Raw genomic sequence first — 11,028 nt, forward strand, 5'->3', positions numbered from 1 at the left:
TGCTGCGCGTGACGTTCAGAAGGGCCAGACCCAGTCGACGATCTCGGCGCGGTCCGTGCCATGCGTATGCGCATAGTTCAGGTTGCTGACGATCGCGTTCCTCATGTCTTCCCTGAGATGCGCGGATCTGCCCTGCAAGCGCGGCACGCGGTCGAGCACGTCGATCACCAGATTGAAGCGGTCCACCTGATTGAGAATCGCCAGTTCGAGCGGCGTGTTGATGTTGCCTTTCTCCTTGTAGCCCCGCACGTGCAGATTCTCGTGATTGCGAAAGCGATAAGCGAGCTTGTGGATCAGCCACGGGTAACCGTGGAAATTGAAGATCACCGGCTTATTGGTCGTAAACAGGCTGTCGAATTCGCGTTCGGTCGAGCCGTGCGGGTGCTCGCTCGCCGGCTGCATCCTGAACAGGTCGACCACGTTGACGAAACGCAGCTTCAGTTCGGGCAGACGTTCGCGCAGGATCGCCGTCGCCGCCAGCGCTTCCTGAGTGGCGACGTCGCCGCACGAGGCCATCACCACGTCCGGTTCGGCGTCCTCGTCGTTGCTCGCGCGCCGCCACACGCCGATGCCTTTGGCGCAGTGCACGACGGCTTCGTCGATGGTGGTGAATTGCAGGTGTTTCTGCTTGTCGGCGACGATCACGTTGATGCAGTCGGTGGTGCGCAGACAGTGGTCGGCGACCACCAGCAGCGTGTTCGCGTCGGGCGGAAGATAGACGCGCGTGACCGAGGGGCTCTTGTTGGTGACGAGATCGATGAAGCCGGGGTCCTGATGCGAAAAGCCGTTGTGATCCTGCCGCCACACGGTCGACGACAGCAGAATGTTTTCCGCCGATACCCACGCGCGCCATGGCACGTGATTGCGGCTGATGTCGAGCCACTTCGCATGCTGGTTGAACATCGAATCCACCACGTGCGCAAACGCTTCATAGGTATGGAAGAAGCCGTGGCGTCCCGTCAGCAGATAGCCTTCGAGCCATCCCATCAGCGTATGTTCGGACAGCATCTCCATCACGCGGCCGTCGCGCGCTAGTTCGCCGCCGTCCTCGTCCTCGGGGAGCATCTCGGCCATCCACACCTTCTTGCTGACCTCGTAGATCGACTGCAGACGGTTCGAGGCCGTTTCGTCCGGGCCGAACACGCGGAAGGTGTTCATGTTCGCGCGCATCGTGTCGCGCAGAAATTCGCCGAGTGGCCGCGTGTTCTCCTGCAGCACCTTGCCTGCGTGCTGCACATCCACCGCGTACGCGCGGATGTCGGGCAGCTTCAGTTCGCGGCGCAGCACGCCGCCGTTCGCGTGCGGATTGGCGCTCATGCGCCGCGGGCCTTGGGGCGACAGCGCCTTGAGTTCGGGGATCAGCCGGCCCTCGGCATCGAAAAGTTCGGCGGGCCGGTAGCTGCGCATCCATTCTTCGAGCACTTCGAGATTCGCGGAGTTGTTGCGCACATCGGAAAAAGGCACCTGATGCGAGCGCCACGAGCCTTCGACCTTGTGCCCGTTGATCTGCTTCGGTCCGGTCCAGCCCTTGGGCGTGCGCAGCACGATCATCGGCCAGAGCGGCCGCTCGAGATTGCCGTTCGCGCGTGCCTGCTGATGAATTGCGCGAATTTCGCCGAGCACGGTATCGAGCGTGTGCGCCATCTTCCGATGCATTTCCGCGTGATCCGATCCTTCGACGAAATGCGGGGTGTAGCCGTAGCCGACAAAGAGCGCTTCCAGTTCTCTGCTGCTGATGCGCGACAGGATGGTCGGATTGGCGATCTTGTAGCCGTTCAGATTCAGGATCGGCAGCACGGTGCCGTCGCGGGCCGGGTTGATGAATTTATTCGAATGCCACGCGGTGGCGAGCGGCCCGGTCTCCGCTTCTCCATCGCCGACCACGCAGGCCACGATGAGGTCCGGGTTGTCGAGCACGGCGCCATACGCATGCGACAGGCTGTAGCCAAGCTCGCCGCCCTCATGGATGGACCCGGGCGTCTCCGGCGTCACATGCGAACCGATATGGCCGGGAAAAGAGAACTGCTTGAAGAACTTCTGCATGCCCTCGGCATCCGCACTCTTGTCCGGATAGATCTCCGAGTAGGTGCCTTCCAGATAGGTGGGGCCGAGCACGCCCGGTGCGCCGTGTCCGGGACCGGCCATGAAGACGACGTCGAGATCGTCGCGTTTGATCACGCGGTTCAGATGCGCCCAGACGAACGATAACGCCGGGCTCGCGCCCCAGTGTCCGAGCAGGCGATACTTGACGTGTTCGACTTTCAGCGGCTCCCGCAGCAGCGGGTTGTCCAGCAGATAGATCATGCCGACCGAAAGGTAATTGCATGCGCGCCACCACGCATCGATCAGCTGAAGTTCGTCGCTGCCGAGCGCGGTCTGCTGCGAAGCGTCCGCCGCGGGATGTTTGCCCATACCGACGTCTCCTGTGCTTGCAGCCGCAACCCGAGGGTGTGGATCGTGTCGGGCCCGCTGCGCAGGCGCTTCGATGATTGATGGGGTCCGAATCGCGCCTGTTGGCGGACCTCTACAACCGGGTATTCTTCGCCAGCCGATGAACATCCATAACGCAGAATATGTTACTGCGTGAAGATTGCAAGGATGATCCGACACCGTCTCGCGCGGCCTGCGAAACCGCGTCTTGTGTTCAGGCCGCGATCCGATGCTCGTAGAACGGCCGGTCCCGATCATCGAGAATCGCGTACAACGCCGCCAGATCGCGCGGATCGGGATTCAACCACGCGTCGATATGCTCAGGCTTGATCGGAATGATGCAGCGATCATGGCCGGCAGCGGCCACCTCGGGTGGCGGATCATCGGTGATGGCCGCGAAGGACAATAGATCGGGCTCGCCTTTGCCGCTCCAGCGGGACCATAAGCATGCGACCAGCATGTCGTGCGGCGGATTGGGCCGGAACTCGAGCCGGACATTTTCATCTTTCTCGCCGGGCGCCGGTTCACGGCCTTCCATTCGCGCGCGCGAGACGTTCTCATAGAAAGAACTGGCCAGCATGAGTCCATGCGAATAGCCGAATAGCGCTTTCCAGAAACTTTCGAGACTGTCCCGACGAGCGTTGTACGTGCCGGGATAGCGGGTGTCGTACGAGGCGGGCTTGCCGGCCAGGCGGCACTGATAGCGCATCGGTTTGACGACGCGCTGGCCGTTCTCCGTCACCATCACCGGCGCGTAGTAGCCGGGAAAGATGCGCGAGTCGCCTGCTTGGGGAGCGGTTCGGCCGAGGTCGTCGAGTCGCTCGAGCGTGCGGTCGATCTTGTCTTTCGCGATCCGTTTGCTCTCGGTCGCCGCCTTGGTGGCTTTGGTCTGCAAAGAGCGCTCGGCATCGGCGAAGCGGGTGCGCTGTTTGAACAGTTCCTGTTCGAGCTTCACGGTCTGCTGCGATCTGAAGCGCTCGATCAGCGCCCAGACTTCCCGTTCCGCGTCGGACTGCGGTTCCGAGAAGGCGTCTTCCATCGCTTTGGGAATCCTGGCCTGACCGTCCTCTGCGCGTTCGAAGAAAAGACGCGCGAATTCCTCGATGCTCATGTGCGCGCCGAACATGCGGACGTAGCGCCGGTAGTCCGCCAGAATCTGAGCCGAATAGCACATGGATGCCTCCGTTTGCTGTTCCGATGATACGCATTTGCGCGCTCGCGTCAGCAGAAGTCTCTGCTCGTCGTCTGCAACTCGCCCAGCAGATGAGACATGTCGACCAGCCGCTGCGCGACGAGGTGTCGTACTTCTCCCTGACACTGCCATGTGCCGTATACGGCGAGCAGCGCGGCGCCCAACGCTTCTTTGCGCTGTTTTTCGAGCAGACTCGGCCAGATGATCACATTGACGTTGCCCGTCTCGTCTTCGAGCGTGACGAACACGACGCCCTTGGCCGTGCCGGGACGCTGACGCACCGTCACCAGTCCGCAGCCGCGCGCGAGGCGGCCGTCGCGATAGGTCCGCAGCGTCGAGGCCGGCATCAGCCGGTTCGCGAGCAACTGCGGCCGGAGCAGTTCCAGCGGATGGCGGTTGAGCGTCAGGCCGAGCGAACGGTAGTCGGCGACGATGTCGTTCGCTTCGCTCGGTGCGCCTAGTTCGGGCGTTTCGTCCTGAGTCGCCGCGGCCGCGAGCATATCCTTGTCCGGCACCGCGACGACCGACTGCCACAGCGCTTCGCGGCGGTTTCCCGCGAGCGCTGCCAACGCATTCGCATCCGCGAGCGCATGCAGGTCTTTGCGGTCGAGCTGCGCGCGGCGCGCGAGATCGTTGACGCTCGCGAACGGGCGAACCGCGCGCGCGTTCTCGATCCGTTCGGCGGCGCCGTCCTTCATGCCGCGCAGCAGCGAAAGACCGAGACGCACGGCGGGGCGCGTCGCCCCCGCACGGTGTTCGAGCGAGGAGTCCCAACCGCTGATCGTCACATCGACCGGCAACACCGTGACGCCGTGCCGCTGCGCATCCTGAACCAGTTGCGACGGCGAATAGAAGCCCATCGGCTGGCTGTTCAGCATCGCAGCGAGAAAGGCTTCGGGTTCGTGACGCTTGAGCCAGCTGCTCGCATAGACCAGCAGCGCGAAACTGGCCGCGTGACTTTCGGGGAAGCCATATTCGCCGAAGCCCTTGATCTGCTCGAAGATCGCCTCGGCGAAGGCCTGGTCGTAGCCGCGCTCCTGCATGCCGAGCACGATGCGGTCATAGTATTTTTCGAGTCCGCCCTTGCGTTTCCACGCGGCCATCGCGCGTCGCAGCTGGTCGGCTTCGCCGGCGGTGAAGCCGGCCGCGAGAATCGCCACCTGCATCACCTGCTCCTGGAAGATCGGCACGCCGAGTGTGCGGCCCAGCGCGGTCTTCAACGCGTCGCTCGGATAGGTCACGGGCTCGAAGCCCTGACGGCGCTGCAGATAGGGATGCACGGCGCCGCCCTGAATCGGACCGGGCCGCACGATCGCGACTTCGATGACGAGGTCGTAGAACTTCTCTGGCCGCATGCGCGGCAGCATGCTCATCTGCGCGCGCGATTCGATCTGGAACACGCCGACCGTATCGGCGGCCGAAATCATCGCGTAGGTCGCCTCATCCTCGGCGGGGATGTCCTGCATGTCGAAGCGTTCTCCGCGCTGTTCCGAAACGAGGTCGAGCGTGCGCCGGATCGCCGACAGCATGCCGAGCGCGAGCACGTCGACCTTCAGCAAGCCCAATGATTCGAGGTCGTCCTTGTCCCACTCGATCACCGAGCGGTCGGCCATCGCCGCGTTTTCCACCGGCACGAGCCGGGTGAGCTTGCCGCGGCTGATCACGAAGCCGCCCGAATGCTGCGACAGGTGGCGCGGAAAATTCAGCAGTTGCGAGGCGAGCTTCGCCCAGGCCTGAATCAGGGGCTGGTTCGGATCGAGGCCGGATTCCGCGAAACGCGCGAGCAGATCCCGACTGGTATCGAACCAGTGATGCGACTTCGCGACCGCGTCGACGATCTGCGGATCGACGCCGAGTGCCTTGCCCGTTTCCCGCAGCGCACCACGCGGACGATAGGTCGACACCGCCGCTGCGATCGCCGCCCGGTCGCGGCCGTACTTGCGATAGATGTACTGGATCACTTCTTCGCGTCGCTGGTGCTCGAAGTCGACGTCGATATCGGGCGGCTCGCCGCGCTCCTTGCTGATGAAGCGCTCGAACAGCATGTTGCCGCGCGCGGGGTCCACCTCGGTCACGCCGAGGCAGTAGCAGACCGCCGAGTTCGCGGCCGACCCGCGCCCCTGACACAGAATGTGCTGGCTGCGCGCGAAGCGGACGATGTCGTAGACGGTCAGGAAATACGGCTCGTACTGCAGGTCCGCGATCAGTTCGAGTTCGTGCTCGATCTGCTGCTGCACGTGATGCGCAATCCCCGCGGGAAAACGCCGCTGCGCGCCGACATAGGTTTCCTGACGAAGATACGAGGCCGGCGTATGGCCGGCCGGCACCAGCTCGTCGGGATACTCGTAGCGCAGCTCGTCGAGCGAAAACGTGCAGCGGCTCATGATGTCGACCGTCGCGGCCAGCGCGTCTTGCGGGTACAGGTTGGCGAGCCGCAACCTCGAGCGCAGATGCTGCTCGGCGTTCGGCGCCAGATCATAGCCGCACTGATGGACCGGTTTGCCGACCCGGATCGCGGTCATCGTGTCCTGCAGCGGCTTGCGCGAGCGCACGTGCATCACGACTTCGCCGAGCGCGACGACGGGCACGTCGCGGCTGCGCGCGACGAACTCGACCGCGCCGCGATGCAGGTCGTCCATCGCGCGTTGATGGAGCACGAGGCCGACCCATGCGCGGCCCGTGAACGTTTCGTCGAGCCATTCGACCTGCGCATCGAGCGCGTCTTCGCTGGCCGGGAAATCCGGCACGAGAATCGCGAGGCAGTCGGGCATGCCGAGCAGGTGGCGATACTCCTTCTCCGGCCGCGACAGATCCTGCGGCGTAAGCCGGTATTCGCCCTTGGGCGCGCGCATGCGCGCCAGCGTGATCAGCTCGGACAGATTGCCGTAGCCGTTGCGGTTGCGGGCGAGCAGGATCAGCCCGAACGCCGGCGAACCATCGGCGTTGACGAGCCGGAAATACGAACCGACGATGAACGGCAGCTTCGCTTCTTTCGCCGCGACATGCGCGCGCACGACTCCCGCGAGCGAGCATTCGTCGGTGATCGCGAGCGCGGAGTAGCCGAGTTGCGCGGCACGCTCGGCCAGTTCCTCAGCGTGCGACGCGCCCCGCAGAAACGTGAAGTTGGAAAAGCAGAACAGCTCGGCATACGCCGGCAGCATCGTGAAGGTGGTGTCCATGGCCGCTCATCCGCGCCTATCAGCCGAACAGGCCATGCAGGAACCAGCGTTGCTCTTCTTCCGCGTCGCGGCTGCTCACGCGCTCGCGGTAGATCCAGTAGCAGCTCTGGTCGTCCGCCTGCGCGACGAAGTAGTCGCGCGTGACGAGCTCGCCGTCGAACCAGCCGCTCTCGATGCGCTCGCCCGGCGACACCATGCGCAACGGCGAGCCATAGAACGGGCGGTGCTGGCGCATCAGCAGACGCACGGGCGTATCGAGCATCCACGTCGGGCGGGGCAGATTCTGCGGCAGCGGGCCGGGCTTGACCGGCTGCGACACCGGCAGCCAGCGGTTCGCGATCTCCGGACGATGATCGGCGCTCGGCGCGGGTTTCAGCACGTTCTCTTCGCCGAGCCGCGCGACCAGCAGTTCGAGCAGCCGCGCGTGATCCTCCTGCGAGCCGCCCGGTTCGGGAAACAGCGTGTCGGACGCGGGCGCGGCCGACTCGACGTTCGACGCGTCGAGCCGCAACGCGATCACGGGCGCGGCGAGCTCGATACGATGCAGCCGCTCCTTGAGCAGGCGCATCAGATGTTCTTCGCGCCAGGTCGGCTCGCCGAGTGCGACGTCGATCGTGGTCGGCTCGATCGCAGCGCGTCCGCGCTCGTGTTCGAGCGACAGGCGAATGCCGGTGAGCGCGAGCTGTTTTGCGCACAGCCATCCGCACAGTTGCACGATCAGGCGCTGCGCGCCGAACACCGCGCCATCCGCGTGTTCGAGCCGGTCCGGCATCTCGATGCGCGCCGAGAACGTGGGCGGTAGTTCGAGCCAGTCGAACAGTTCGGGCGCGGTCCCGAACGCGCGGTCGAGCGAGTCGAGCAGATGTTCGCCGCAGCGGCGCTGCAAGCCGGCGCGGGGCAGGCGGCGCAGATCGGCGATGCGCTCGCAACCGAGGCCCGTGAACCAGTCGGCGAACGGGCGGACTTCGGGCACGGCGAGCATCGGCAGGGCGGACAGGCGCTGGTCGAGCGACGCGAGCTTCAGCACGCGCCGGTTGCCGAACTTCGCGAGCAGCCACGCGCCCTGGCCGGTCGGCGCGGCACTGATGCGCGCGGTGAAGCCGAGCGCGTCGAGGATGGCTTTCGTATCGCGGCACAGCGCGAGCAGGCCGCCGAAGAGCCGCAAACTCGCGCCGATCTCGACGACGACCGTCGCCTCATCGAGCAGCGCGACTTCGGGCGAGAAGCGCATCAGCGCGATACCCACCTCGCGATGGGCCGCCGTTTCGCGGCCGCTATCGCGCTCATACATCTCGGTCTGCGGCGACAGCGTCAGCACGCCGCCGCGCTTCATGCCCGGACGCACGCCTGCCGAGCGCGCGGCGGGGTCGGCCATGACCACCTTGTCTTTCTCCAGCACCGCGCAGCCATGCGCGGGCTCAGGCGACCACTTCGGTCTGAAGACCTCGAGCGGCAACTTTGGCAGATGAACGGCGAGAAAGACGCGCATGTCGGGAAAGCAGAACGGGAGTGGGTTGAAGGGGAATCGACAGGGGCTCTGCGCGAGCGGGCCCTCGTCGTTTCACGATGTCGATGGTCAGGCCTTCGGCCGATGGCCTGAGCGCGAGCCGCAGCAGCGCGGGGGATGCCTCCTGCGCGGTGGCGAGCGGCCGCACCATGATGAAAAGCGTCTCCGACGACTGCGCGGCCAGATGCAAACGGCGCAGCGACGACGCCTGCGCGTACTGCGCCCAGAAGATCAGCGCGCCGCAACTGCCGGCGCGCAGGATCTGCTCGGCGGACCACAGCGCGTCGGCGGTTTTCGGCGCATTGATCCGCAGCACCTGCTGCAGCGACAGGCCGATGTAGTTGAGCCCGAGGCCGTCCGGCGTATGCGGCGGTTGCACGAAGACGAGCGGACGCTCGCCGACGGCGCTGAGCGCCGGCTGCAACAGCCGCAGTTCGCCGACGCCGGCCTGCTGCACGAGCAGATCGACCAGCGCGCCGAGCGGCCAGCCACCGCCGGGCAACTCCGCCGACAGGGCCGGATAGCCGGTATCGACGCTGCGGCCGCGGCCAGCGCCAAGCTGGGACGCCCGCCACAAGGACGGGTGAATGGCTTCCGGTGCTGGCAGGGCGGCTGTCATTTGCGAAAATACCTGTATGGATATACAGTATCCTACATGGTTTTATGAGATAGCGAACAGGCACTTTTTGGGGGGCGGGTTCATGGACATGCGAGTGCGCAAGCCAGCCGGGCATCCGATGCCGGAGATCGCGGCGTTCGTGGCCGAACTGAAAGCGGTGTTCGGCGAGCCGGACATCGATGAAGCGATTCGCCGCGGCAAGGCGGGCGAGCCGACGTTTCATGCGCGGGAAAACGGACGCTCGGCGGGGACGGCGGCGCCGGTTGCGGCGAACGTCTGGCGCGTGGATCGCGCGGTGCGCGACCGCCATTACTGCGAGGGTTGCGACGGCTCGTGCATTGGCAGCGCGAAGTCGTGCCGTCCATAATGGCAGCGGCCCTCAACCCCGGAGAACCCCATGTTGCGCACGTACCTCGGAAGTTGCCATTGCCAATTCGTGAAGTTCGAGGCTCGCATCGATTTCGACGAGGGCACGTCGAAGTGCAATTGCAGCTACTGCAGCAGGCTGCGATTCTGGCACGTGCAGGTTCGCCGGGAAGATTTTCGTCTTCTTTCGGATGAAGCCGCGCTCAGCGAATATCAGGGGCACAATGCGGTCGCGCATCACCCGTTCTGCAAACGCTGCGGGGTCCACGTATTCGATCGCATCGATATGCCAAACGGCACAGGGTATCCGTATATCAACGTGAACATCATGTGCATTGACGAACTCGATCTCGACGCAGCGCTGAATGCGCCGGTGACCTATCGGAATGGCCTGCACAACGACTGGGGCAATCCGCCTTCGGAAACGCGGCAGCTTTGATTGCGCCGGTCAGGGCGCTCTGCGCGGATGGTGAGGCATGTCTGGCTGGTGGGCGTCCAGTTGATGGCGTTCGGACGTGAACTGGGCGAACTCGGGCTTGAAAGATCGCCGCGAGGCGATAGCGGGCTTTGACGCGTTGTACGACTGAGCGCGCGCTAGATGCATTTCAAAACCTCGAAAAATGTAATAACATTGTGGTTACCTCGCATTGGGCTGGGTATAACATTGTATATACGGTATAGCCATGAAAACGACGATTCGCAAAATGGGCAACTCGCAAGGGGTGTTGATCCCCAAGCCGATACTTGCCCAGCTTGGTTTAGAGGATGAGGTAGACATGGAAGTCGAGAACGACGCGCTAGTAATTCGTCGTCCGCAGAAAGCTGTGCGCGAAGGCTGGGCCGTTGCAAGCAAACGGGTTGCGGAAACCGGCGACGACGCACTGGTGATGGGTGAGTTCGGCAACGCAGGTGATGCGGAGATAACGTGGTAGTGCGCGGCGAGGTTTGGCTAGTTGCTCTCGATCCGACGTTAGGTAGCGAAATCCAAAAGACACGTCCTTGCGTCGTAGTCTCTCCGCCTGAACTGCACGATCACCTTCGCACGGTCATTGTCGCCCCGATGACCTCGAAGGGCCGCCCCGCGCCCTTCCGCGTGCCGGTGACTTTCAAGCGAAAGCAAGGATTGATTTTGCTAGACCAAATTCGCACCGTTGATAAGGTGCGGCTGGTCAAGAAAGAGGGTTTTGTTGCCGGGAATACTTTGATGGACACCCTGAGAACGTTGCAGGAAGTGTTCGCTGAATGAAGGGGAAAGTACTTGGCGCGCAAGCGCTCCGCACGCCGGCCGGTAGCCGATCTGGACAGATTGAAGATGGCAAACCTACTTTACGTCGACAACTCGAACGTCTGGATCGAAGGAATGCATGTGGCGGCTGGCAGAGCATCGTCCTGGTCTTCGATGCATGGCAGACCGTCTCGAGGTACTCGCGGCCCATCGACACGCTCATCCGGCCGGCCGCGATCAGCGATTCGAGCACGTCGGCAAAGGGCGTCTTGTCGATTTGCCCTTGCGCGGTCAACGGCGTGATAGCAGGGGTGTAGATGCCTTCGAATTTCATGATGTTGTTCCGGATAGAGGGAAACGGGAGTCGAGACGATGGGCGTGGCGGTGGCGGGTCGGCCACCGCCCCCCCGGGGGCGGGGTTGTTATTCAGCGATGCCGCCCCGTGCCGGCGCCGCCCGCCCCGCCCTGGCGCGCGGGCCCCCGTAGCGGCGCGACCCCTGTACCACACCC

The 11,028-nt window shown here is 64.1% G+C and carries 9 protein-coding genes and 1 pseudogene; 4 read left to right on the top strand and 6 right to left on the bottom strand.

What is annotated here, in order from left to right:
• Window positions 1–15 precede the first annotated feature (15 nt).
• From HDG32_RS24390 to imuA, 5 genes are all read right to left on the bottom strand, one after another.
• Window positions 16–2,412, bottom strand: coding sequence for a phosphoketolase (locus HDG32_RS24390; protein WP_184071315.1), 2,397 nt, complete (start codon window positions 2,410–2,412; stop codon window positions 16–18).
• 232 nt (window positions 2,413–2,644) lie between these two features.
• The gene (locus tag HDG32_RS24395; RefSeq protein ID WP_184071318.1) at window positions 2,645–3,604 is read right to left on the bottom strand and encodes an SOS response-associated peptidase family protein; all 960 of its coding nucleotides are present in this window, start codon (window positions 3,602–3,604) and stop codon (window positions 2,645–2,647) included.
• A gap of 47 nt (window positions 3,605–3,651) precedes the next feature.
• Entirely contained in the window at window positions 3,652–6,801 is a 3,150-nt protein-coding gene (locus HDG32_RS24400) for an error-prone DNA polymerase (protein WP_184071319.1), read from the bottom strand.
• Between the two features lie 19 nt (window positions 6,802–6,820).
• Window positions 6,821–8,290, bottom strand: a complete 1,470-nt coding sequence (locus HDG32_RS24405; protein WP_184071321.1) for a DNA polymerase Y family protein — start codon at window positions 8,288–8,290, stop codon at window positions 6,821–6,823.
• Window positions 8,220–8,927 (bottom strand): translesion DNA synthesis-associated protein ImuA, encoded by a 708-nt coding sequence (gene imuA, locus HDG32_RS24410; RefSeq protein WP_184029676.1) that lies wholly within the window; start codon window positions 8,925–8,927, stop codon window positions 8,220–8,222. Before imuA ends, HDG32_RS24405 begins: the two co-directional genes overlap by 71 nt.
• A gap of 82 nt (window positions 8,928–9,009) precedes the next feature.
• Between imuA and HDG32_RS24415 the strand changes: the two genes are divergently transcribed.
• The 4 genes from HDG32_RS24415 to HDG32_RS24430 all read left to right on the top strand — a co-directional run bounded on the left by HDG32_RS24415 (window position 9,010) and on the right by HDG32_RS24430 (window position 10,539).
• Window positions 9,010–9,294, top strand: a complete 285-nt coding sequence (locus tag HDG32_RS24415) for a hypothetical protein (protein ID WP_090804206.1) — start codon at window positions 9,010–9,012, stop codon at window positions 9,292–9,294.
• Between the two features lie 30 nt (window positions 9,295–9,324).
• Entirely contained in the window at window positions 9,325–9,732 is a 408-nt protein-coding gene (locus HDG32_RS24420; protein WP_184071323.1) for a GFA family protein, read from the top strand.
• 244 nt (window positions 9,733–9,976) lie between these two features.
• Window positions 9,977–10,225 (top strand): AbrB/MazE/SpoVT family DNA-binding domain-containing protein, encoded by a 249-nt coding sequence (locus HDG32_RS24425; RefSeq protein WP_090804210.1) that lies wholly within the window; start codon window positions 9,977–9,979, stop codon window positions 10,223–10,225.
• Complete coding sequence (locus HDG32_RS24430) at window positions 10,219–10,539, top strand: type II toxin-antitoxin system PemK/MazF family toxin (RefSeq protein WP_090804212.1); 321 nt, start codon at window positions 10,219–10,221, stop codon at window positions 10,537–10,539. The genes HDG32_RS24425 and HDG32_RS24430 overlap by 7 nt, the downstream gene beginning before the upstream one ends.
• A 204-nt stretch (window positions 10,540–10,743) precedes the next feature.
• On the opposite strand, the pseudogene HDG32_RS37075 reads toward HDG32_RS24430, so the two are convergent.
• Window positions 10,744–10,852: pseudogene (locus tag HDG32_RS37075) on the bottom strand (dihydrodipicolinate synthase family protein); the annotation flags it as partial.
• Between the last annotated feature and the right edge of the window lie 176 nt (window positions 10,853–11,028).

The organism is Paraburkholderia sp. CI2, from assembly GCF_014201055.1.
Classification (GTDB): domain Bacteria; phylum Pseudomonadota; class Gammaproteobacteria; order Burkholderiales; family Burkholderiaceae; genus Paraburkholderia; species Paraburkholderia tuberum.

Bases quoted from the DNA above. Each gene is read 5' to 3' on its own strand.
- HDG32_RS24390 (WP_184071315.1), bottom strand. From the start codon at position 2,412: ATGGGCAAACATCCCGCGGCGGACGCTTCGCAGCAGACCGCGCTCGGC.
- HDG32_RS24400 (WP_184071319.1), bottom strand. From the start codon at position 6,801: ATGGACACCACCTTCACGATGCTGCCGGCGTATGCCGAGCTGTTCTGC.
- imuA (WP_184029676.1), bottom strand. From the start codon at position 8,927: ATGACAGCCGCCCTGCCAGCACCGGAAGCCATTCACCCGTCCTTGTGG.
- HDG32_RS24420 (WP_184071323.1), top strand. From the start codon at position 9,325: ATGTTGCGCACGTACCTCGGAAGTTGCCATTGCCAATTCGTGAAGTTC.
- HDG32_RS24405 (WP_184071321.1), bottom strand. From the start codon at position 8,290: ATGCGCGTCTTTCTCGCCGTTCATCTGCCAAAGTTGCCGCTCGAGGTC.
- HDG32_RS24395 (WP_184071318.1), bottom strand. From the start codon at position 3,604: ATGTGCTATTCGGCTCAGATTCTGGCGGACTACCGGCGCTACGTCCGC.
- HDG32_RS24425 (WP_090804210.1), top strand. From the start codon at position 9,977: ATGAAAACGACGATTCGCAAAATGGGCAACTCGCAAGGGGTGTTGATC.
- HDG32_RS24415 (WP_090804206.1), top strand. From the start codon at position 9,010: ATGGACATGCGAGTGCGCAAGCCAGCCGGGCATCCGATGCCGGAGATC.